Raw genomic sequence first — 21,753 nt, 5'->3', positions numbered from 1 at the left:
ATTTCGGTGCATGTCGTACTCGCCGGCGGGGGGACCGCCGGCCACATCGAGCCGGCGCTGGCCCTCGCGGACGCACTGCGCAGGCAGGACCCGACCGTGGGCATCACCGCCCTGGGAACGGAACGGGGCCTGGAGACCCGCCTGGTACCGGAGCGCGGCTACGAGCTGGGCCTCATCCCCGCCGTGCCGCTGCCCCGCAAGCCCACCCCGGAGCTGATCACCGTCCCCGGGCGGCTGCGCGGCACCATCAAGGCCGCCGAGGAGATCCTCGTACGCACCAAGGCCGACGTGGTCGTCGGCTTCGGCGGCTACGTGGCCCTGCCCGGCTACCTCGCCGCCAAGCGCCTCGGGGTGCCGATCATCGTCCACGAGGCCAACGCCCGCCCCGGACTGGCCAACAAGATCGGCTCCCGCTACGCGCACGCCGTCGCGGTCTCCACCCCGGACAGCAAACTGCGCGGCGCCCGCTACGTGGGCATTCCGCTGCGCCGCTCCATCTCCACCCTGGACCGGGCCGCCGTCCGCCCCGAAGCCCGCGCCGCCTTCGGCCTGGACCCCAACCTGCCGACCCTGCTGGTCTCCGGCGGCTCCCAGGGCGCCCGCCGCCTCAACGAGGTGATCCAGCAGGCCGCGCCGACCCTCCAGCGCTCCGGGATCCAGATCCTGCACGCGGTCGGCCCCAAGAACGAACTGCCGCGTGTCGACAACATGCCCGGGATGCCGCCGTATGTGCCGGTACCGTACGTGGACCGGATGGATCTCGCTTACGCCGCCGCCGACATGATGCTGTGCCGCGCGGGTGCGATGACCGTCGCCGAACTCTCCGCCGTCGGACTGCCGGCCGCCTACGTACCGCTGCCCATCGGCAACGGCGAACAGCGGCTCAACGCCCAGCCGGTGGTCAAGGCCGGCGGCGGCCTGCTCGTGGACGACGCGGAGCTGACGCCCGACTGGGTGCTCGGCCAGGTCCTCCCGGTGCTGTCCGATCCGCACCGCCTGTACGAGATGTCCCGCGCCGCCGCCGAGTTCGGCCGCCGGGACGCCGACGACCTGCTCGTCGGCCTCGTGTACGAGGCGATTGCGGCCGCACGCGGGTAACCGCCGACCCAGGAGGCACAGGAGTGGCCGGAGCGACGACGGCACAGCGCGGCCCATCCGGCCGGGGAGGCAAGGGCGGGAAGGGCGCGGACGCCGCCAAAGCGCCCAAAACACCCAAGCGGCCCAAGTCGTCGAAACCGCCCGGGAGATCCGGCCCGCGGGGGCCCCGGCGCGCACTGCCGCGCCGGGTCCGCCTGCTGGCCTCCCTCGCCGCCGCCGTGCTCCTCGCCGCGGGCGTCACCTGGGCGCTCTACGGCTCCTCCTGGCTCCGCGTCGAGAAGGCCACGGCCTCCGGCACCGAGGTGCTCACCCCCGGTCAGGTCCTCGAGGCCGCGGCCGTCCCCGTCGGCGCACCCCTGGTGAGCGTCGACACCGACGAGATCGCGGCCCGGGTAAGGGTCAGGCTGCCCCGCATCGATTCGGTCGACGTGGCGCGGTCCTGGCCGCACGGAATCGCCCTGAAGGTGACGGAACGCAAACCGGTCCTGCTCATCAAGAAGGACGGACAGTTCGTCGAAGTGGACTCTTCCGGTGTGCGATTCGACACGGTTCGGCAAGCACCCGCGCACGTTCCGGTCCTCGAACTGGCGGCGGAGGGCTCCCCGAGCGCCCGCCGTTTCGACGGCGAGCGGCTGCTGCGCGAGGCCGTCGGCATCGCCGGAAGCCTCCCCGAGGCCGTCTCCCGGGAGACGCTGCAGGTCACGGTCCGGTCGTACGATTCTGTCGTACTGCAACTCACCAGGGGCCGCACGGTCGTCTGGGGGAGCGGCGAACTGGGTGAGGCCAAAGGCCGGGCGCTGACGGCTCTGCTGAAGGCCTCGCCCAAGGCCGACCACTTCGACGTGAGCGTCCCCACGGCACCTGCGGTGTCCGGGAGTTGACGTCAGGTCGAACACCGACGCACCCTGGTTGGCCACCGATACGGGTGATCACATAGGGTGAAAAGAAAAACGGGAGGTTCGGCGTGTTCGTTGAACACGCGCTACTTGTCGACTTAGTGTCCTGTTCGGAAGAGTCAAGGGAACAGACACACCCCTAACCCTAAACTTAAGGGTGAGGGTTCGGGTCGGCGTGTACGGACCGTCCCACATTTCGGCATCAGTCGTCGCTACGCAGGTCCGCGAGGCGGCGACACGTAACTCGAGGCGAGAGGCCTTCGACGTGGCAGCACCGCAGAACTACCTCGCAGTCATCAAGGTCATCGGTGTCGGCGGCGGTGGTGTCAATGCCATCAACCGAATGATCGAGGTCGGTCTCAAGGGCGTCGAGTTCATCGCCATCAACACCGACGCCCAGGCGCTGTTGATGAGCGACGCCGACGTCAAGCTCGACGTCGGCCGTGAACTCACCCGGGGCCTCGGCGCCGGAGCCAACCCGGCCGTCGGCCGCAAGGCGGCAGAGGACCACCGCGAGGAGATCGAGGAGGTCCTCAAGGGGGCCGACATGGTCTTCGTCACCGCCGGCGAGGGCGGCGGCACCGGCACCGGCGGCGCGCCCGTCGTCGCCAACATCGCGCGCTCGCTCGGCGCCCTGACGATCGGTGTGGTCACCCGCCCGTTCACCTTCGAGGGCCGGCGCCGCGCGAACCAGGCGGAGGACGGCATCGCCGAGCTCCGCGAAGAGGTCGACACCCTCATCGTCATCCCCAACGACCGGCTGCTGTCCATCTCGGACCGCCAGGTCAGCGTGCTCGACGCCTTCAAGTCGGCCGACCAGGTCCTGCTCTCCGGCGTGCAGGGCATCACCGACCTCATCACCACCCCCGGCCTGATCAACCTCGACTTCGCCGACGTCAAGTCCGTGATGTCCGAGGCCGGCTCGGCCCTGATGGGCATCGGCTCGGCCCGCGGCGACGACCGCGCGGTGGCCGCCGCCGAGATGGCCATCTCCTCGCCGCTGCTGGAGGCGTCCATCGACGGCGCCCGCGGCGTGCTGCTCTCCATCTCCGGCGGCTCGGACCTCGGTCTCTTCGAGATCAACGAGGCCGCCCAGCTGGTCAGCGAGGCCGCGCACCCCGAGGCGAACATCATCTTCGGCGCCGTCATCGACGACGCGCTCGGCGACGAGGTCCGCGTCACCGTCATCGCGGCCGGCTTCGACGGCGGACAGCCCCCGGCCCGCCGGGACAACGTCATCGGCGCGGCGTCCACCAAGCGCGAGGAGCCGGCCCCCGCGCCGGTCCGCGCGCCCGAGCCGGTCCGTCCGGCCTTCGGCGGACTCGGCACCGTCACCCCCCGCGAGGAGCCCCCGGCGCCGGTGGAGATCCCGGTCGAGCCCGCGGCCCCCGCACCGCAGGTCCCGACGGCCCGGCCCTACCAGGACAGCCCGGCCGAAGAGCTGGATGTACCGGACTTCTTGAAGTGACACTGGGGCAGCACGGCGAGAACGGCGCCCACTTCGCCTTCACCGACCGGTGGGGCGGGGTGAGCGCCGTTCCGTACGAGGAGCTCAATCTCGGCGGCGCGGTCGGAGACGACCCGGCCGCCGTTCGCGCGAACCGGACGATCGCGGCCGAGGGCCTGGGCATCGACCCGGACCTGGTGGTCTGGATGAACCAGGTGCACGGCCGGGACGTGGCGGTGGTCGACGGCCCCTGGGCCGCCGGCGCCGCCGTCCCCTCCGTGGACGCGGTGGTGACCGCGCGCCGGGGGCTCGCCCTCGCGGTGCTCACCGCCGACTGCACGCCCGTCCTGCTGGCCGACCCCGTCGCCGGGGTCGCGGGTGCCGCCCACGCCGGGCGGCCCGGGCTGGTCGCCGGGGTGGTGCCCGCCGCCGTCGAGGCGATGACCGCCCTGGGCGCGGACCCCGCGCGGATCGTCGCCCGTACCGGACCGGCCGTCTGCGGCCGCTGCTACGAGGTGCCGGCCGAGATGCGGGAGGCGGTCGCCGAAGTGGTGCCGGCCGCGTGGGCCGAGACCAGCTGGGGGACTCCGTCCGTCGACGTGGTCGCCGGGGTGCACGCGCAGCTGGCGGAGGCGGGGGTGGCGCAAGCGCACCGATCCCCGGTCTGCACACTGGAGTCGCGGGACCACTTCTCGTACCGCCGCGACCGGGTGACCGGGCGGCTTGCCGGATATGTCTGGTTGGACTGACGAATGACGGATCGTAAGGCCGAGCTCGCCGAGAACCTCGCGCGGGTGGAGGAGCGCATCGGGTCCGCCTGCGCGGCGGCCGGGCGCGCGCGGGAGGAGGTGACCCTCATCGTGGTCACCAAGACCTACCCGGCGAGCGACGTACGACTGCTGGCGGACCTGGGTGTCCGTCATGTGGCGGAAAACCGGGACCAGGACGCCGCCCCCAAGGCGGCCGCCTGCTCGGATCTGCCGCTGAGCTGGCACTTCGTGGGCCAGTTGCAGACGAACAAAGTCCGTTCCGTGGCGGGATACGCGCAGGTCGTGCAGTCGGTGGACCGGCCGAAGCTCGTCACCGCGCTGTCGGCGGCGGCCCAGGCGCAGGGGCGCGAGCTCGGCTGCCTCGTGCAGATCGCGCTCGACGCCGAGTCGGGCGAGCGCGGGTCCCGGGGCGGCGCCGCCCCGGACCTGATGGCGGAGTTGGCGGACCTCGTCGCCGGCGCGCCGGGTCTGCGGATCGACGGCCTGATGACCGTCGCCCCCCTGTCGGGTCCCTACGCGGGGCGCGAACAGGCCGCCTTCGAGCGGATGATGGAATTGTCATCCAGCCTGCGCGAGGCCCATCCGGCTGCCACGATGGTGTCGGCCGGGATGAGCGCCGACCTGGAACAGGCCGTGCGGGCGGGTGCGACACATGTACGCGTCGGCACTGCGGTACTCGGCGCGAGACCCCGGCTCGGGTAACGTCGCGAAGAAAGTCGGACCACAGCAGAAAATATGGTCATTTCCGCAGATGAGCGGACAGACCACGTGGATCGCGGGCAGTTGGTGACTTTGGTGACACAGCTACTTTGCTGACGGACACTCGACACCTGCGACAGGGCGATCCACCACAGAGCGGAGGACTCGGAGAATGGCCGGCGCGATGCGCAAGATGGCGGTCTACCTCGGCCTCGTGGAGGACGACCGGTACGACAACCCGGGGTACGACCCCGATGACGAGTTCGAGCCCGAACCGGAACCGGAACGGGCCCGAGACCGGGATCGTAGACAGCAGCCGGTGCACCAAACGCCCGTAACGGACGAACCGGTACGAGCTGTACAGCCGCCGGCTCCGCGCGAACCCCTCCCAATTCCGTCAGAAAACGGACGTCCCGCGCGAATTGCCCCCGTGGCATCCATCACACCTGACCGCACCAACCTGGAGAAGAACGCCCCCGTGATCATGCCCAAGGTCGTCTCCGAGCGGGAGCCGTACCGCATCACGACGCTGCACCCCCGGACCTACAACGAGGCCCGTACCATCGGGGAACACTTCCGTGAGGGCACTCCGGTGATCATGAATCTCACGGAGATGGACGACACCGACGCGAAGCGTCTCGTGGACTTCGCCGCCGGTCTCGTCTTCGGTCTGCACGGCAGTATTGAACGCGTGACACAGAAGGTGTTCCTGCTGTCTCCTGCTAACGTCGATGTCACGGCGGAGGACAAGGCCCGCATCGCGGAGGGCGGGTTCTTCAACCAAAGCTAGACCGATCCGTCAGAAACGGGACCGGGAACAGAGCGGAAGCAGGGGAGAGGGAAGCACGGGATGGGCGTCGCACTGCAGGTGGTCTACATCGCGCTGATGTGCTTCCTCATCGTGTTGATCTTCCGACTGGTCATGGACTACGTGTTCCAGTTCGCACGTTCATGGGCACCCGGCAAGGCGATGGTGGTCGTTCTGGAGGCCACCTACACTGTCACCGATCCACCGCTCAAGCTTCTTCGGCGCTTCATCCCGCCGTTGCGTCTCGGGGGCGTGGCACTCGACCTGTCCTTCTTCGTTCTGATGATCATCGTTTACATCCTCATCAGCTTCGTGAGCACCGCTGCGAGAAGCGTGTGAACGATGAGCTCCCCCGCAGGCGCGGGGACAGTCCCGATACGGTCCTGCCGACTGCCGACGACTACGTAGAGGTGAAGAAGACATGCCGCTGACTCCCGAGGACGTGCGGAACAAGCAGTTCACGACCGTCCGCCTGCGAGAAGGCTATGACGAGGACGAGGTCGACGCCTTCCTCGACGAGGTCGAGTCCGAGCTGACCCGTCTGCTGCGCGAGAACGAGGACCTGCGCGCCAAGCTGGCCGCCGCCACGCGTGCCGCCGCGCAGAACCAGCAGCAGCAGCAGAACATGCGCAAGCCGGAACCCCAGGACCAGCGCCCGGGCGCCCCCGTGCCGGCGGCCATATCCGGCCCGCCGCAGCAGCAGCAGCAGCCGCAGATGGGCCCGCCGCAGCTCCCGGGTGGCCAGCCGCAGCTGCCGCCCGGTCCCGGTGGACACGGACCGCAGGGTCCGGGCCCGATGGGCGGCCCCATGCAGCAGCAGTCCATGGGCGGCCAGCACCCGATGGCGCCGCAGCAGCAGATGGGCCAGCAGCCCATGCCGCAGCAGATGCAGCAGCAGTCCATGGGCGGCCAGAACCAGCTCGGCCAGCCGATGCAGCCGATGGGGCAGCAGATGCAGCCCATGGGCCAGCAGATGCAGCCGATGCAGCAGATGCAGCAGCCGCAGCTCCCGCAGCAGGGCCCCGGTGGCGACAGCGCCGCCCGCGTCCTGTCGCTCGCGCAGCAGACCGCCGACCAGGCGATCGCGGAGGCCCGCTCCGAGGCCAACAAGATCGTCGGCGAGGCGCGCAGCCGCGCCGAGGGCCTGGAGCGGGACGCCCGCGCCAAGGCCGACGCGCTGGAGCGGGACGCCCAGGAGAAGCACCGCGTCGCGATGGGCTCCCTGGAGTCCGCCCGCGCCACGCTGGAGCGCAAGGTCGAGGACCTGCGGGGCTTCGAGCGCGAGTACCGCACGCGTCTGAAGTCCTACCTGGAGTCGCAGCTGCGCCAGCTGGAGACCCAGGCCGACGACTCCCTCGCGCCGCCGCGCACCCCGGCCGGCCCGGCCCTGCCGCCGTCGCCGTCCCCGTCGATGGCTCCGGCCGGTGCCATGGGCATGGGTGGCCCGTCCCCGATGGGTGGCCCGTCGCCGATGGGCGGCCCCTCCCCGATGGGCGGTGGCCCGTCCTACGGCGGCCAGCAGCAGATGTCCCCGGCGATGACGCAGCCGATGGCTCCGGTGCGGCCGGCTGCGCCGCAGCCGATGCAGGCGCCGTCTCCCATGCGGGGCTTCCTGATCGACGAGGACGACAACTGACGTAGCCGTCGACAGTCACCACGGGCCGGGCCCGGTTCCCCTGAGGGGGCGCCGGGCCCGGCCCGTTTTCGTCCCCGGCGCGGGGCACACCGCTGCGCGGGACGAGGTCCCCTACCCGCCCTTCCACCGTTCCCTGGGGCTCCGCCCCAGACCCCGCGCCTCAAACGCCGACGGGGCTGGAAGGCCGGCACCGGCGGGAACGGCGAAGCGGCCCGCACCCCCGTGGGGGTACGGGCCGCTTCGGCCGGGGGTCACGCCTTGCGCAGGCGGAACGTCAGGGACAGGGAGTCGTCCGTGAAGGGGGCTCCGAAGGAGTCGTCGCCCTCGCCCGAGGCGTAGTCCGTCGCCAGGACCTCGTCCGCGATCAGAGCGGCGTGGTCCGTCAGGGCCGTCACGACCTCCGGGTCCGACGAGGACCACCGCAGGGCGATCCGGTCCGCCACGTCCAGGCCGGAGTTCTTGCGGGCCTCCTGGATCAGCCGGATCGCGTCACGCGCCAGGCCCGCCAGCCGCAGCTCCGGGGTGATCTCCAGGTCCAGGGCGACCGTCGCGCCGGAGTCCGAGGCCACCGACCAGCCCTCGCGGGGGGTCTCCGTGATGATGACCTCCTCCGGGGACAGGGAGATCTCCTCGCCGTTCAGCGTGATCGTCGCCGAACCGGACCGCAGCGCCAGCGACAGCGCCGCCGCGTCCGCCGCGGCGACGGCCTTCGCGACGTCCTGGACGCCCTTGCCGAAGCGCTTGCCCAGTGCCCGGAAGTTGGCCTTGGCCGTGGTGTCCACCAGCGAGCCGCCGACCTCGGACAGCGAGGCCAGGGAGGAGACGTTCAGCTCCTCCGTGATCTGCGCCTGGAGCTCCGGGGACAGGGCGTCGAAGCCCACCGCGCCGACCAGCGCGCGCGACAGCGGCTGACGGGTCTTGACGCCGGACTCGGCGCGGGTGGCGCGGCCCAGCTCGACCAGGCGGCGGACCAGCAGCATCTGCTGCGACAGCGTCGGATCGATCGCCGCGGTGTCCGCCACCGGCCAGGTGGACAGGTGCACCGACTCCGGCGCGTCCGGGGTGACCGGGACGACCATGTCCTGCCAGACCCGCTCGGTGATGAAGGGGGTGAGCGGGGCCATGAGCCGCGTCACCGTCTCCACCACGTCGTGCAGCGTGCGCAGCGCGGCCGCGTCGCCCTGCCAGAAGCGGCGGCGCGAGCGGCGCACGTACCAGTTGGACAGGTCGTCCACGAAGGCGGAGAGCAGCTTGCCCGCGCGCTGGGTGTCGTAGGCCTCCATCGCGTCCGTGACCTCGGTGACGAGGGTGTGGAGCTCGGAGAGCAGCCAGCGGTCGAGGACCGTGCGGTCGGCCGGCGCCGGGTCGGCGGCGGACGGCGCCCAGTTCGAGGTGCGCGCGTACAGGGCCTGGAAGGCGACGGTGTTCCAGTACGTGAGGAGCGTCTTGCGGACGACCTCCTGGATCGTGCCGTGGCCGACGCGGCGCGCCGCCCACGGGGAACCGCCGGCCGCCATGAACCAGCGGACCGCGTCGGCGCCGTGCTGGTCCATGAGCGGGATCGGCTGGAGGATGTTGCCCAGGTGCTTGGACATCTTGCGGCCGTCCTCGGCGAGGATGTGGCCCAGGCAGACCACGTTCTCGTAGGACGACTTGTCGAAGACGAGGGTGCCGACCGCCATCAGCGTGTAGAACCAGCCGCGCGTCTGGTCGATGGCCTCCGAGATGAACTGCGCCGGGTAGCGCTTCTCGAAGATCTCCTTGTTCTTGTACGGGTAGCCCCACTGCGCGAACGGCATCGAGCCCGAGTCGTACCAGGCGTCGATGACCTCCGGGACGCGGACGGCGGTCAGGGAGCAGCCCTCGGCCGTGCAGGGGAAGGTGACGTCGTCGATGTACGGGCGGTGCGGGTCCAGGGCCGAGTGGTCCTGCCCGGACAGCTCGCTCAGCTCCGCGCGGGACCCGACGCAGGTGAGGTGGTTCTCCTCGCAGCGCCAGATCGGCAGCGGGGTGCCCCAGTAGCGGTTGCGGGAGAGCGCCCAGTCGATGTTGTTGTTGAGCCAGTCGCCGAAGCGGCCCTGCTTGACCGAGTCCGGGAACCAGTTCGTCTTCTCGTTCTCCCGCAGCATCGCGTCCTTGACGGCGGTGGTGCGGATGTACCAGGACGGCTGCGCGTAGTAGAGCAGGGCCGTGTGGCAGCGCCAGCAGTGCGGGTAGCTGTGCTCGTAGGCGATGTGCTTGAAGAGCAGGCCGCGCGCGTCGAGGTCGGCGGTCAGGCGCTCGTCCGCCTTCTTGAAGAAGACGCCGCCGACGAGCGGGACCTCCTCCTCGAAGGTGCCGTCGGCGCGGACCGGGTTCACGACCGGCATGCCGTACGCGCGGCAGACCGCGAGGTCGTCGGCGCCGAAGGCCGGGGCCTGGTGGACCAGACCGGTGCCGTCCTCGGTGGTGACGTACTCGGCGTTGACCACGTAGTGGGCCGGCTCGGGGAACTCGACCAGCTCGAAGGGGCGCTGGTAGGCCCAGCGCTCCATCTCCTTGCCGGTGAAGGTCTGACCGGTGGCCTCCCAGCCCTCGCCGAGGGCCTTCTCCAGCAGCGGCTGGGCGACGACGAGCTTCTCGTCGCCGTCCGTGGCGACGACGTAGGTGACCTCGGGGTGGGCCGCGACGGCGGTGTTGGAGACCAGGGTCCAGGGGGTCGTGGTCCACACGACCAGCGCCGCCTCGCCGGCCAGCGGGCCGGAGGTCAGCGGGAAGCGGACGTAGACGGAGGGGTCGACGACCGTCTCGTAGCCCTGGGCGAGCTCGTGGTCGGACAGGCCGGTGCCGCAGCGCGGGCACCAGGGGGCCACGCGGTGGTCCTGGGTCAGCAGGCCCTTGTTGAAGATCTCCTTCAGCGACCACCACACGGACTCGACGTACTCGGGGTCCATGGTCCGGTAGGCGTCGTCCAGGTCGACCCAGTAGCCCATGCGGGTCGTGAGCTCGGTGAACGCGTCGGTGTGGCGGGTCACGGACTCGCGGCACTTGGCGTTGAACTCGGCGATGCCGTACGCCTCGATGTCCTGCTTGCCGTTGAAGCCCAGTTCCTTCTCGACGGCCAGCTCGACGGGCAGGCCGTGGCAGTCCCAGCCGGCCTTGCGGGCCACGTGGTAGCCGCGCATGGTGCGGAAGCGGGGGAAGACGTCCTTGAAGACGCGGGCCTCGATGTGGTGCGCGCCGGGCATGCCGTTCGCGGTCGGCGGGCCCTCGTAGAACACCCACTCGGGGCGGCCCTCGGACTGCTCCAGCGTCTTGGCGAAGGTCTTGCTCTCACGCCAGAAGTCGAGGACGGCGTGTTCCAGGGCGGGCAGGTCGACCTGGGCGGGTACCGGACGGTACTGGGGCGGTGTGGTCATGAGGCTGAACTCTTCCTCCGGCGGGGTGTCACTTCCGTCCGGAGGGACGAGAGCGTCTGCTGCTCCCGCGGTACCACCCTCCTTGGCCTCCGGACGGGTCCGGCGGCCCCCTCATTGGGGTGCGAAGCCGGTTCTACTCGCCGTACGGGGGGTCCGTGCGGGCTTTCTTCCGGCGGCTCCGGGGTGATCCTTCGCATCGCGCTCGCCCCCGGGCTCTCACCGTCCCCGGGTCGCTCCTGGCTGCGTCCGACGCTACTCGTCCCCATCCATGCCTTTCGCTGCGCCCAGTGTACGGGCCGGAGCGCGGGTCGGCAGACCGGTTTTGAGGGGCCCGGCGGCGCGTCGCCGGGCGGCTCGCGGCGTGACCCGGATGGGCTGACGGGCGGCTCCGGGATCCGCTGGGGCGGGTGGGGCGGATTACGGGGCTCCCCGCTGGGCACAACGGATGCAGGTTGACCTCGACGGACGCGTGCCCCGTTGCCGTGGGGTCGGAGGCGATTTATCGTTCCGGCACGATCTGCGAAGAAGATCACAGTATGTGAAAAGGGGCCGCGGGCATGGTGGCGAAGAAGACGGGGACTCGGGAGGTGGCCGGGCCCGCGGTCAAGGAATCGGCGGCGGCGGCGAAGAAGAAGGCTCCGGCCGGGGTGGCTGCCGCGGAGAAGGCGGCGGCGAAGAGGGCCCCGGCCAAGGTGGCCGCTGCCGAGAAGGCTTCGCCACGATCGGCCGCTGCCGGGAAGGTTCCGGCCAAGAAGGCCGCTGCCGAGAAGGCGGTGGTCGGGAAGGCTCCGGCCAAGACGGCCGCTGCCGAGAAGGCGGCGGCCAATAAGGCTCCGGCCAAGAAGGCCGCCGCCGAGAGGGCTCCGGCCAATAAGGCTCCGGCCAAAAGGGCCGCTGCCGAGAAGGCGGTGGTCGGGAAGGTTCCGGCCAAGAAGGCCGCTGCCGAGAAGGCGGTGGTCGGGAAGGCTCCGGCCGGGGTGGCGGTGGCCGGGAAGACGGCGGTGGCCGGCGCGGCCTCGGCCGGGCGCACCACGAGCAAGGCCGCGGCCAAGTCGGCCGCGTCCGAGGGGGCGGCCCCGGCCGCGCAGAAGACGGGAGCTCGGAAAGTGGTTGCCAAGAAGACTGCGGGTACGGCCAGGAAGACGGCCGGGACCGCCACCAGTGGGCTCCCCAAGGCGAAGGCGGCGGCGGTGCCGGCCCCCGGCGAGCTGGCCGTCCGCGAGGGGGAGGACCCCTGGACCCCCGCTGAGGTCGCCGAGGCGCGGGCCGAGCTGGAGAGCGAGGTGCTGCGGCTGCGGGCCGAGCTGGACGCCTCCGAGGTGGCCATCTCGGGCCTGATGCGGGACTCCGGCGACGGCGCGGGCGACGACCAGGCCGACACCGGGACCAAGAACATCACCCGGGAGTCCGAGCTGGCCCTCGCCGCGAACGCCACCTCGATGCTGGAGCAGACCGAGCGGGCCCTGGAGCGGCTGGAGGCGGGCACGTACGGCCTCTGCGAGAACTGCGGCCGGCCCATCGGGAAGGCGCGCATGCAGGCCTTCCCGAGGGCGACGCTGTGCGTGGACTGCAAGCAGAAGCAGGAGCGAAGGCACTAGCCAGGACCTACGCGTACTGACGTACTCTCGTGTCTCGTCGGGATGAAGGTTCCCGTACCTGGTTCGAGCTAGTTCGAGGGACTCACGTGGCAGAGGCGGAGCGCATCATCGGTATGCCGGAGGTCGGGGACGACGCCGAGCCGCAGTCGGAGGCCGCCGCGCCCCGGGGGCGCAGGCGGATCGCGGCGCTGCTGGTCGTCGCGGTGCTCGCGTACCTGTTCGACCTCGGCAGCAAGATGGTCGTCGTGGCCAAGCTGGAGCACCAGCCGCCGATCGAGATCGTCGGCGAGTGGCTGAAGTTCTCCGCCGTCCGCAACGCCGGGGCCGCCTTCGGCATCGGCGAGGCCTTCACGATCATCTTCACCGGGATCGCGGCGACCGTGATCGTGGTGATCGTCCGGCTGGCCCGCAAGCTGTACAGCCTGCCGTGGGCGATCGCCCTGGGCCTGCTGCTGGGCGGTGCGCTGGGCAACCTCACCGACCGGATCTTCCGTTCGCCGGGCGTCTTCCGGGGCGCGGTCGTCGACTTCATCGCACCGGCCCACTTCGCCGTGTTCAACCTCGCCGACTCGGCGATCGTGTGCGGCGGGATCCTGATCGTCCTGCTGTCCTTCAAGGGCCTGGACCCGGACGGGACCGTCCACAAGGACTGACCGCCGAGCCCGGGCGGGCGTGCTCCTGCGCCGAGTCCTGCATACTCGACGGGTGAGTACGATTCCCGAGATCCGCACCCTGCCCGTTCCCGATGGCCTCGAAGGCGAGCGCGTCGACGCCGCCATCGCCCGTATGTTCGGTTTCTCCCGGACGAAGGCGGCCGAGCTGGCGGCGGAGGGGAAGGTCTCGGTCGACGGCAGCGTCGTCGGCAAGTCCGAGCGCGTCCACGGCGGCGCCTGGCTGGAAGTCGAGATGCCCGCCCCGCCGCGGCCCGTCGAGCTCGTCGCCGAGCCCGTGCCCGGCATGGAGATCATCCACGACGACGACGACATCGTGGTCATCATGAAGCCGGTCGGCGTCGCCGCCCATCCCAGCCCCGGCTGGACCGGCACCACCGTCATCGGCGGGCTCGCCGCCGCCGGCTACCGGATCTCCACCTCCGGAGCCTCCGAGCGCCAGGGCATCGTGCACCGCCTCGACGTCGGCACCTCCGGCCTGATGGCCGTGGCCAAGTCCGAGCGCGCCTACACCTCGCTGAAGAACCAGTTCCGCGAGCGCGTCGTCGACAAGCGCTACCACGCGCTGGTGCAGGGCCACCCGGACCCGATGAGCGGCACGATCGACGCGCCGATCGGGCGCCACCCGAGCGCCGACTACAAGTGGGCCGTGACCCAGGACGGCAAGGCCTCGGTCACCCACTACGACCTCATCGAGGCCTTCCGGTCCGCCTCCCTGCTGGACATCAAGCTGGAGACGGGCCGCACGCACCAGATCCGCGTGCACATGTCCGCGCACCGCCACCCCTGCGTCGGCGACCTGACCTACGGGGCCGACCCGACCGTCGCGAAGCGGCTCGGGCTGACCCGCCAGTGGCTGCACGCGGTGCGGCTCGGCTTCGAGCACCCGGCCGACGGGCAGTGGGTGGAGTTCGAGAGCGGCTACCCGGCGGACCTGCAGCACGCGCTGGACGTCATCCGGGCCGAGAGCCAGTGACTGCCGGCCCCGTCCCCGCCGTCTCGGTGAGGGTGGCCTCCTCGGAGGCCGACCGGGCGGCCTGCTACAGCGTGCGGACCGAGGTGTTCGTGGTGGAGCAGTCCGTGCCGGAGACGATCGAGTACGACGCCTACGACGCGGTCGCGGTGCACGTGCTGGCCGTCGGCCCGGACGGTGAGCCGCTGGGCACCGGCCGGCTGCTGCACGGGCCCGAGGCCCTGTCCAAGACCGGCTCGCCGGAGGTCGGCTCGCTGGGCCGGCTCGCCGTGCGCAAGTCCGCGCGCGGGCTGGGCGTCGGGGTGGCGCTGGTCCGCGCGATCGAGGCGGAGGCCGGGCGGCTGGGGCTGGCGGCGGTGTCGCTGGGGGCGCAGACGCATGCGCTGGGCTTCTACGAGCGGCTGGGGTACGAGGCGTACGGGCCGGAGTTCGACGACGCGGGCATCCCGCACCGGGCGATGAGGCGCCGCCTGCCGTAGACCCCGCCCCGCGCAGGGGACCGCGTGCCCCTGCGGGGGTGTGGCCCGGGCGCCTGACAGGGTGAGGGCGTGGACCAGCTCGCTCTGCTCTTCTTGTTGTTGCTCGGCGCCGTCGTGACCGTACCGCTCGGGGACCGGCTCGGGTTGCCCGCGCCCGTGCTGATGACCCTGGCCGGGGTCGGCCTGGCGCTGGTGCCGGCCGTGCCCAACGTGGACGTCCCGCCCGAGTTCATCCTGCCGCTGGTGCTGCCGCCGCTGCTCTACGCCTCCGCGCAGCGCACCTCCTGGCGGCAGTTCGCCGCCAACGTGCGGCCGATCCTGCTGCTGGCCGTGGCCCTGGTGTTCGTGACCACCGCCGCCGTGGCCGGGGTCGCGTACGCCGTCGTGCCCGGGCTGCCACTGGCCGCCGCCGTCGCCCTCGGCGCGCTCGTCGCCCCGCCCGACCCGGTCGCTGCGACCGCCGTGGCCGGGTCGCTCGGGCTGCCGCGCCGGATGGTGTCGATCCTGGAGGGCGAGGGCCTGTTCAACGACGTCACCGCCATCGTGCTCTACCACGTCGCCGTCGCCGCCGCCGTGAGCGGCAGCTTCTCCTGGCCCGAGGCGCTCGGGGAGTTCGTGCTGTCCGCCGTGGTGGCGGTGGCCGTCGGGCTGGCGCTCGGCTGGGCCGCGAACCGGCTGATGGGCCGGCTCGGCGACGCCACGCTCCAGATCGGGCTGACGCTGCTGGTGCCGTTCGTGGCGTACGTGGTGGCGGAGGAGCTCCAGGGGTCGGGGGTGCTGGCCGTGCTGACGACGGCCCTGTTCCTCGCCGAGTACGCCGGCGACGCCGACGACGTTCTGGGGCGGCTCGCCGGGCACACGTTCTGGGAGATCGTCGACACGCTGGTCACCGGGGTGGCGTTCGGGCTGATCGGGCTGGAGCTCCACCACGTCTTCGGGGTGGCCGGGGGCCGCGAGTGGGCCATGGCCGGGTGGGCGGCGGCGGTGGTCACGGTGGTGGTCGGCGTCCGGCTGGTCTGGCTGCTGCCGGCGGCCTGGCTGGCCAAGAAGCTGCACCGGCGCCGCGACTACGACGAGGAGATCCCGCTGAGCTGGCGGGAGAGCCTCGTGATGTGGTGGGCCGGGATGCGCGGGGTGGCGTCGGTGGCGCTGGCGCTGGCCCTGCCCTTGCGCACGGACTCCGGGCAACCCTTCCCGGCGCGGGACGAGATCGTCTTCATCGCCTTCGCGGTGATCATGACCACGCTGGTGATCCAGGGGCTGACCCTGCCGTGGCTGGTGCGCCGGCTGGGGGTGGAGGCGGACACGGACGTGGAGCGGGAGACCCGGCGGAGGCTGGCGCTGCGCGCGGCGAAGGCCGCGAAGCGGCGGCTCAAGGAGATCGAGGTGGTCGAGGACCTCCCCGAGGACCTGGTGGAGATCCTGCACCGGCGCGCGTACGACGTCGGGGCCAGGATCAGCCCGGACCTGGTCGACGAGGAGCGGCGGGAGGCGTACGCGAAGCGGGTGGAGCGGATCCGCGACGTGCAGCGCATCCAGCGGGAGATGATGTCCGCCGCCCGGCACGAGGTCCTCGCGGCGCGCAGCGAACCGGGCTCCGACCCGGAGATCGTCGACCGGGTGCTGCGGCACCTGGACGTCAGGAGCCTGCGCAGCCCGTAGGCCGGACGGGACCGTCGTCGGCCCGGCCGGCCTGCGGGCGCCGCGGTGCGCCGCCCCCCGCGGGCTCAGGCCGTGTCGCGCGGGGGCGGCTCCGCCATGGTGACGCGGGGGAGGGCGTACGGGTGCTCGGCGGACAGCCAGGTGATCATCCGCTCGCGGACGGCGCAGCGCACGGTCCACACGTCGTCGCCGTCCTTCGCCGTGACCACCGCGCGGACCACGACGGTGTTCGGGGTGGTGTCGGTGACGGCCAGGCTGCCGGTGCGGCCGTCCCACTCGGGGACCTCCTTGAGGATCTCGGCGAGCTTGTCCCGCATGAGGGGGACCGGCGCCGAGTGGTCCAGGTGCCACACGACCGAGCCGGTCATCTGGGCGCCGCCGCGCGACCAGTTCTCGTACGGCTTGCCGGTGAAGTACGAGACCGGCATCGTGATCCGGCGCTCGTCCCAGGTACGGACGATCAGGAAGGTCAGGGTGATCTCCTCGACCTTGCCCCACTCCTTGTCCACGACCACCGTGTCCCCGATGCGCACGGTGTCCCCGAAGGCGATCTGCAGTCCGGCGAAGAGGTTGCCGAGGGAGGCCTGCGCGGCGATGCCCGCGACGATGCCGAGCACCCCGGCGGAGGCCAGCACGGAGGCGCCGACCGTGCGCATCGGCGGGAAGGTCAGCAGCATCGCGGCCGCGGCGACCACCACGGCCACGGCGGTGAGCACCCGCTGGATCAGGGTGACCTGGGTGCGGACCCGGCGGACCCGGGCGTCGTCGGGGTGGGCGGCGGCGTAGCGGGCGTACGTGGCCTCCACCACGGCCGCCGCGATGCCGACGAGCAGCCAGGCGGTCGAGGCGATCTGGACCAGGGTCAGGGCGTGGCCGACGCCGGTCGCGTGGGCGGGGAGGATGCCCGCCGGGCGGTACGCGGCCTGGAGCGCCGCGGTGCCGAGGACGAGGCGGAAGGGCGGGCCGCAGCGGCGCAGCAGGCCCCACAGCGGGGTTTCGGGGTGCCGGGCGTCGGCCTTGCGCAGCAGCAGGTCGAGCACCCAGCCCGCGACCAGGGTGAGGACCAGGGCGGCGCCGACGACCAGGGCGGGTCGCAGGACGTTCTGCATCTCCATGCCGGAGACCGTATCCAGGGGGCGCCCCGGGACTCCCGGTTTCCCGAGAATGGCACGATGGGGGCATGAACATCATGCTCTTCCACTCGACGTACGGGCTGCGGCCCGCGGTCCACGCGGCGGCCGACAGGCTGCGCGCGGCCGGGCACGAGGTCCAGGTACCGGACCTCTTCGAGGGCCGTACGTTCGACACGTTCGAGGAGGGTGCGGCCTACCAGGAGGAGGTGGGCCGCGACGAGCTGCTCAAGCGGGCGGTGCTGGCGTCGGCGCCGTTCTCCGACCGGGGCCTGGTCTACGCGGGCTTCTCCTTCGGCGGCTCGGTCGCGCAGCACCTGGCGCTGGCCGACGACAAGGCGCGCGGTCTGCTGCTCCTGCACGGCACGGCGGACCTGGACGAGGACGCCTCGGCCGACGAGCTGCCGGTGCAGCTGCACATCGCGGACCCGGACCCGTACGAGACGCACGACTGGCTGACCGCCTGGTACCTGCGGATGCGGCGGGCCGGGGCGGACGTGGAGGTGCACGGCTACGCGGGCGCGGGGCACCTGTTCACGGACCCTGACCTGGAGGACTACGACGCGGAGGCGGCGGAGGAGACCTGGAAGGCCGCGCTGGCGTTCCTCGACACGCTGTAGGAAGCGGGAGCGGGAGCGGGACACGCAGGGCGATGCCCCCCGGCGCGGGGCGCCGGGGGGCATCGTCGTGGGTGCGGTGGAGCCTGCGGGTCAGCCGCGGTAGGCGGTCCACATGCTCTTCATGCGCGAGACCTGGCCCGCGGTGAACTGGTACATGCAGGAGTCGTACGTGTAGTCCATGAAGTTGTGGATCGGGTCGACGCCGGCCTTGGTGGTGCAGGAGTCGCGGCCGGTCGGGCACTCGAAGGCCGCGCTCTTCTCGGCCGGGGTGTCGGCGACGGAGTCGCCGCTGCCCGAGCAGCCGCCCTGGAAGGTGTGGTAGAGACCCATCCAGTGGCCGACCTCGTGGGTGGCGGTGTCGCCCTCGTTGTAGTTGGCGGCGGAGCCGCCGGGCAGCGAGGTGTTGAGCAGGACCACGCCGTCCATCTTGGGCGCGGAGGTGTAGGAGCTCGGGAAGGTCGCCCAGCCGAGCAGGCCGCCGCCGAGGTTGGCGGTGTAGATGTTGAGCGCGTTCTTGTCGCCCTTGCGCAGGGCGTTCTTCATGTCCTTCTCGGCCTGGGTGCCGTCGGAGACGTTGTACCAGGCGGCGTTGTCGGTGTAGTCGGTGCCGGCCAGGGTGAACTGGAAGCCGGAGTCGACGTTGCCGTTGCCCTGGCCGCTGTAGGCGGCGTTGAGGACGGCGATCTGGTTGCTGATGTCCGTGGCGGTCAGCTTTCCGGCGGTGCCGGAGGTGATGACGTGGACGTACACCGGGATGTTCGTGGCAGCGGCGGCGAGCGAGGCGCCGGCGCCGGAGCCGAAGACCTGCTGCGGGGACAGCTGGAGGCCCTTGAGCTTCTTCTGCAGGTCGGCGTCCATGGCCTTGACCTGGTCCTCGCTGACCTCGTTGGGCTCGGCCGCGTGGTTGTCCTTGGGCTTGGCGACGCGGGCGTTGGCAGGGGCGGAGCCCTGCTCGGCACAGGCCTCGGCACCGGTCTTGGAGGCGGCGGCGGCGACCGTGGTGGGGGCGGTCAGCGGGGCGAACGCCAGGGTGGAGGCCAGGACGGCCGTACCCATGAGGCGGCGGCGGAGAAGGGGGGATATGCGGGCGGCAGCGCGCACGATGGCTCCTCGGCAAGCGTGGTGGGGGGTGAGGTATTTCCTCACGCTGGCCGGAAGTTTATGTGTGCATGTCATCAAGATGGCAAGTACTCGTAAGTTAAAGATTTGTTGCCGATGTGGCGGATGGGGCTCCTGGTCTGCACCAGAAACCCCATCGCACAGCAGATTTGACGGTAAGTCAGTTAACCGGACGGTCGGTCCGTTCCACCTTCTGGCTGCCGTTCAGCGTGCGGTACGAGCGGGCCCAGGCGGAGCTCGCGTCCTGGCGCCGCTTGTCGGATATGACGTAGTAGTCCATCTGCGAGCGCTCGGCCGTCACGTCCAGCACGCCGTAGCCGTGCGAGTCCATGTCCAGCCACTTCACGTGCCAGTTCGCCGCCTTGACGGCGCCCTCGGCCACGACCGAGAGGGTGTGCGGCGCCACGTGCAGCATGTCGTCGATGTTGTCGGAGGTCACCGAGGTCACCACGAACTCGGTGGCCGCCGTGCCCGAGCCCGGGTACGTCGCCATGTCCACGGGGACGTCGTTCGCCCACGCCATGTGGATGTCGCCGGTGAGGAACACCGTGTTCTTGATGTTCCGGTCCTTCAAGTGGCCCAGGAGCTCCTTGCGGTCGTCCGTGTAGCCGTCCCACTGGTCCGTGTTGACCGCGATCCCGCCCTCGGGCAGGCCCAGCAGGTGCGCGAGGGGCTTCAGCAGGTGCGCGGGCAGCGAGCCGAAGGCCACCGGCGAGATCATCACCGACGTGCCGACCAGCTTCCAGGTCGCGTTCGAGGACGCCAGGCCGGACTTGAGCCAGTCCAGCTGGGCCCGCCCGGTGATGGTGCGCTCCGGGTCGTCCACCGATCCGCTGCCGGTCTTGGCCTGCTGCGAGCGGAAGGAGCGCAGGTCCAGCAGGTGCAGGTCGGCGAGGGTGCCGAACTGGAGCCGCCGGTAGACGGTGCCCGCGATGGAGGGGCGTACGGGCATCCACTCGAAGTACGCCTGCTTGGCGGCGGCCGCGCGGGCCGCCCAGTCGCCCTCGGTGCCCGGGGTGTGGTTGCCGGCGCCGTCGGACCAGGAGTTGTCGGCGAACTCGTGGTCGTCCCAGATCGCCACGATCGGGTGGGCCGCGTGCAGCGCCTGGAGGTCGCCGTCCGTCTTGTACTTGCCGTGCCGCGTGCGGTAGTCGGAGAGCGAGACGATCTCGTTCTTCGGCTCGTGCTGGCGTACGGCGTACTTCGCCTCGGGGTAACCGCCGGTCTGGTACTCGTAGATGTAGTCGCCCAGGTGCAGCACCGCGTGCAGGTCGGTGCGGGCGGCCAGGTGCCGGTACGCGGAGAAGTAGCCGGACTCCCAGTTGGCGCAGGAGACCACGCCGAAGCGGATGCCGGGCGTGGTCGTCCCGGCCGCCGGCGCGGTCAGGGTGCGGCCGGCCGGGGAGACGGTCCCGCCTGCGGTGAAGCGGTACCAGTACGGGGTCTGCGGGCGCAGGCCGCGCACGTCCGCCTTGACCGTGTGGTCGGAGGCGGCCGTGGCGGTGACCGAACCGCTCGCGACGATCCGGGAGAAGGCCTTGTCCTCGGCCACCTCCCAGCCCACCGCGGTGGCCGGACCCAGACCGGAGCCGGGCACCGCCTCGGGCGTCGGGGTGACGCGGGTCCAGAGCAGGACCCCGTCGGGCAGCGGGTCGCCGGAGGCGACGCCGTGGAGGAAGGCGGGCGCGGCCCCCGCCGCGTGGGCCGCCTGGGCGCCGAGGGTGCCGATCGGCGCGAGCGCGGCCGTGGCCGCCGCGGCCAGGACGACCGTACGGCGGCGCGGGTGTGGAGGGGTGAGATGACTGGTCACGGCCGATCATATTACTGATCGGTATGTGGCGGGGAACAGGTGCGGAAAGGCAACGGGCGGGCGAACTCGAGGAGTTCGCCCGCCCGTGTGCGGTGTTTCCGGAGCCATGTCCGGATCTGTCAGGGCATCAGCCCGCGAGCGCCTTGTCGATGGCCGCGGTGAAGGCCTCCGCCGTCGCCGGGGTCTCGATCTTCTTGCCGTCCATCTTCAGCGTCGGGGTGCCCGTCACGCCGGACTTCTCGAAGGCGGCCGACATGTCCATCGCCCACCGGTCGTATGTGCCGTCCTGGACGGCCTTCCTGAACTCGGCGTTGTCCTTCAGCGCCGGGACGGTGTCCGCGACCTTCAGCAGGTAGTCGTCCTTGGCGAAGGCGTCGTTGGTCTCCTCGGGGTGCAGCGCCTTCGAGTAGAGCGCGCCCTTGTACTCCAGGAAGGCCTCGGGGCTCACGTTCAGGGCCGCGCCCAGCGCGCTCAGGGCGTTCTTCGAGCCCTCGCCCTTGACGCCGTTGTCGATGAAGGTCGCGCCGAAGTAGCGGAGCTTGTACTTGCCCGCCTCCACGTCCTTCTTGACCTGGTCGCCCGCCGACTGCTCGAAGGCGGCGCAGGCCGGGCAGCGCGAGTCCTCGTACAGCTCCAGGGTCTTCTTCGCCTCGGGCTTGCCGACGACCACCGTCAGGCCGTCCTCGCCCGTGGTGTTCTTCGGCTTGACCAGCTCGGCCTTGGCGGCCTTCTCCCAGTGGCCGGGCTCGCTCGCCTGGACGACGGCGTAGCCGACAACGCCGGCCAGGGCGAGGACGCCGACGACCGCGCCGGCCACCACCAGCTGGCGGCGGGCCTTGGCCTTCTTCGCCTGCTGCTCGCGCTCGACGCGCAGCCGCTCGCGGGCGGCGGCCTTGTTCTGCTGGTTGTTGCGTGCACTCATGGTGATCTCCGTGGAAC

General features: G+C 71.4%; 19 protein-coding genes. 14 read left to right on the top strand and 5 right to left on the bottom strand.

Annotated features, from left to right (window positions below):
- The first annotated feature begins 6 nt into the window (after positions 1 to 6).
- The 8 genes from murG to D1J60_RS09925 all read left to right on the top strand — a co-directional run bounded on the left by murG (position 7) and on the right by D1J60_RS09925 (position 7,354).
- A complete protein-coding gene (murG, locus tag D1J60_RS09960) occupies positions 7 to 1,098 on the top strand; it encodes an undecaprenyldiphospho-muramoylpentapeptide beta-N-acetylglucosaminyltransferase (protein WP_125598165.1) in 1,092 nt (363 codons plus the stop codon).
- 23 nt (positions 1,099 to 1,121) lie between these two features.
- On the top strand, positions 1,122 to 1,979 hold the full coding sequence (locus tag D1J60_RS09955; protein ID WP_125820865.1) for an FtsQ-type POTRA domain-containing protein: 858 nt from the start codon (positions 1,122 to 1,124) through the stop codon (positions 1,977 to 1,979).
- A 280-nt stretch (positions 1,980 to 2,259) separates the two neighbouring features.
- Positions 2,260 to 3,462: a cell division protein FtsZ gene (ftsZ, locus tag D1J60_RS09950; RefSeq protein ID WP_125598159.1), complete on the top strand. Its 1,203-nt coding sequence runs from the start codon at positions 2,260 to 2,262 to the stop codon at positions 3,460 to 3,462.
- Complete coding sequence (gene pgeF / locus D1J60_RS09945; protein WP_125820864.1) at positions 3,459 to 4,190, top strand: peptidoglycan editing factor PgeF; 732 nt, start codon at positions 3,459 to 3,461, stop codon at positions 4,188 to 4,190. Before ftsZ ends, pgeF begins: the two co-directional genes overlap by 4 nt.
- A 3-nt stretch (positions 4,191 to 4,193) precedes the next feature.
- Positions 4,194 to 4,913 carry a YggS family pyridoxal phosphate-dependent enzyme gene (locus D1J60_RS09940; RefSeq protein ID WP_125820863.1) on the top strand — a complete coding sequence of 240 codons (720 nt, stop codon included), beginning with the start codon at positions 4,194 to 4,196 and terminating at the stop codon, positions 4,911 to 4,913.
- 169 nt (positions 4,914 to 5,082) lie between these two features.
- Positions 5,083 to 5,700 (top strand): cell division protein SepF, encoded by a 618-nt coding sequence (gene sepF, locus D1J60_RS09935; protein WP_007263604.1) that lies wholly within the window; start codon positions 5,083 to 5,085, stop codon positions 5,698 to 5,700.
- A 60-nt stretch (positions 5,701 to 5,760) separates the two neighbouring features.
- Positions 5,761 to 6,057: a YggT family protein gene (locus D1J60_RS09930; RefSeq protein ID WP_007263603.1), complete on the top strand. Its 297-nt coding sequence runs from the start codon at positions 5,761 to 5,763 to the stop codon at positions 6,055 to 6,057.
- Between the two features lie 82 nt (positions 6,058 to 6,139).
- The gene (locus D1J60_RS09925; protein ID WP_125820862.1) at positions 6,140 to 7,354 is read left to right on the top strand and encodes a DivIVA domain-containing protein; all 1,215 of its coding nucleotides are present in this window, start codon (positions 6,140 to 6,142) and stop codon (positions 7,352 to 7,354) included.
- 251 nt (positions 7,355 to 7,605) lie between these two features.
- Here D1J60_RS09925 and ileS read toward each other — a convergent pair whose 3' ends face one another.
- Entirely contained in the window at positions 7,606 to 10,752 is a 3,147-nt protein-coding gene (ileS, locus tag D1J60_RS09920; RefSeq protein WP_125820861.1) for an isoleucine--tRNA ligase, read from the bottom strand.
- A gap of 557 nt (positions 10,753 to 11,309) precedes the next feature.
- Between ileS and D1J60_RS38620 the strand changes: the two genes are divergently transcribed.
- From D1J60_RS38620 to D1J60_RS09890, 5 genes are all read left to right on the top strand, one after another.
- Positions 11,310 to 12,350, top strand: a complete 1,041-nt coding sequence (locus D1J60_RS38620; RefSeq protein ID WP_164720868.1) for a TraR/DksA C4-type zinc finger protein — start codon at positions 11,310 to 11,312, stop codon at positions 12,348 to 12,350.
- A gap of 86 nt (positions 12,351 to 12,436) precedes the next feature.
- Positions 12,437 to 13,003 carry a signal peptidase II gene (lspA, locus tag D1J60_RS09905; RefSeq protein WP_125820860.1) on the top strand — a complete coding sequence of 189 codons (567 nt, stop codon included), beginning with the start codon at positions 12,437 to 12,439 and terminating at the stop codon, positions 13,001 to 13,003.
- A gap of 52 nt (positions 13,004 to 13,055) precedes the next feature.
- On the top strand, positions 13,056 to 13,997 hold the full coding sequence (locus D1J60_RS09900; RefSeq protein ID WP_125820859.1) for an RluA family pseudouridine synthase: 942 nt from the start codon (positions 13,056 to 13,058) through the stop codon (positions 13,995 to 13,997).
- Complete coding sequence (locus tag D1J60_RS09895; protein ID WP_125820858.1) at positions 13,994 to 14,473, top strand: GNAT family N-acetyltransferase; 480 nt, start codon at positions 13,994 to 13,996, stop codon at positions 14,471 to 14,473. The genes D1J60_RS09900 and D1J60_RS09895 overlap by 4 nt, the downstream gene beginning before the upstream one ends.
- Before the next feature lie 69 nt (positions 14,474 to 14,542).
- The gene (locus D1J60_RS09890; RefSeq protein ID WP_125820857.1) at positions 14,543 to 16,135 is read left to right on the top strand and encodes a Na+/H+ antiporter; all 1,593 of its coding nucleotides are present in this window, start codon (positions 14,543 to 14,545) and stop codon (positions 16,133 to 16,135) included.
- 65 nt (positions 16,136 to 16,200) lie between these two features.
- Here the strand turns inward: D1J60_RS09890 and D1J60_RS09885 are convergent, their stop codons facing one another.
- The gene (locus D1J60_RS09885) at positions 16,201 to 17,244 is read right to left on the bottom strand and encodes a mechanosensitive ion channel domain-containing protein (RefSeq protein WP_125823946.1); all 1,044 of its coding nucleotides are present in this window, start codon (positions 17,242 to 17,244) and stop codon (positions 16,201 to 16,203) included.
- Positions 17,245 to 17,315: 71 nt separating this feature from the next.
- Here D1J60_RS09885 and D1J60_RS09880 point away from each other — a divergent pair, with 71 nt between their 5' ends.
- Positions 17,316 to 17,885, top strand: a complete 570-nt coding sequence (locus tag D1J60_RS09880) for a dienelactone hydrolase family protein (RefSeq protein ID WP_125598644.1) — start codon at positions 17,316 to 17,318, stop codon at positions 17,883 to 17,885.
- Positions 17,886 to 17,975: 90 nt separating this feature from the next.
- Here D1J60_RS09880 and D1J60_RS09875 read toward each other — a convergent pair whose 3' ends face one another.
- The 3 genes from D1J60_RS09875 to D1J60_RS09865 all read right to left on the bottom strand — a co-directional run bounded on the left by D1J60_RS09875 (position 17,976) and on the right by D1J60_RS09865 (position 21,736).
- Complete coding sequence (locus D1J60_RS09875; protein WP_125823945.1) at positions 17,976 to 18,941, bottom strand: zinc metalloprotease; 966 nt, start codon at positions 18,939 to 18,941, stop codon at positions 17,976 to 17,978.
- A 223-nt stretch (positions 18,942 to 19,164) separates the two neighbouring features.
- Positions 19,165 to 20,814: an alkaline phosphatase D family protein gene (locus D1J60_RS09870; RefSeq protein WP_125820856.1), complete on the bottom strand. Its 1,650-nt coding sequence runs from the start codon at positions 20,812 to 20,814 to the stop codon at positions 19,165 to 19,167.
- A 127-nt stretch (positions 20,815 to 20,941) separates the two neighbouring features.
- Positions 20,942 to 21,736 (bottom strand): DsbA family protein, encoded by a 795-nt coding sequence (locus D1J60_RS09865; RefSeq protein WP_125820855.1) that lies wholly within the window; start codon positions 21,734 to 21,736, stop codon positions 20,942 to 20,944.
- Positions 21,737 to 21,753: the final 17 nt, after the last annotated feature.

The organism is Streptomyces sp. W1SF4, assembly GCF_003950035.1.
Lineage (GTDB): Bacteria > Actinomycetota > Actinomycetes > Streptomycetales > Streptomycetaceae > Streptomyces > Streptomyces racemochromogenes.
The sequence above is the reverse complement of the archived record's forward strand: the minus strand, read 5'-3'. Positions and strand labels throughout refer to the sequence as shown.

Coding starts and splice junctions, on each gene's coding strand:
- D1J60_RS09940 (WP_125820863.1), top strand. CDS start 4,194: ATGACGGATCGTAAGGCCGAGCTCGCCGAGAACCTCGCGCGGGTGGAG.
- sepF (WP_007263604.1), top strand. CDS start 5,083: ATGGCCGGCGCGATGCGCAAGATGGCGGTCTACCTCGGCCTCGTGGAG.
- D1J60_RS09930 (WP_007263603.1), top strand. CDS start 5,761: ATGGGCGTCGCACTGCAGGTGGTCTACATCGCGCTGATGTGCTTCCTC.
- D1J60_RS09925 (WP_125820862.1), top strand. CDS start 6,140: ATGCCGCTGACTCCCGAGGACGTGCGGAACAAGCAGTTCACGACCGTC.
- ileS (WP_125820861.1), bottom strand. CDS start 10,752: ATGACCACACCGCCCCAGTACCGTCCGGTACCCGCCCAGGTCGACCTG.
- D1J60_RS38620 (WP_164720868.1), top strand. CDS start 11,310: ATGGTGGCGAAGAAGACGGGGACTCGGGAGGTGGCCGGGCCCGCGGTC.
- D1J60_RS09885 (WP_125823946.1), bottom strand. CDS start 17,244: ATGCAGAACGTCCTGCGACCCGCCCTGGTCGTCGGCGCCGCCCTGGTC.
- D1J60_RS09880 (WP_125598644.1), top strand. CDS start 17,316: ATGAACATCATGCTCTTCCACTCGACGTACGGGCTGCGGCCCGCGGTC.
- D1J60_RS09875 (WP_125823945.1), bottom strand. CDS start 18,941: ATGGGTACGGCCGTCCTGGCCTCCACCCTGGCGTTCGCCCCGCTGACC.
- D1J60_RS09865 (WP_125820855.1), bottom strand. CDS start 21,736: ATGAGTGCACGCAACAACCAGCAGAACAAGGCCGCCGCCCGCGAGCGG.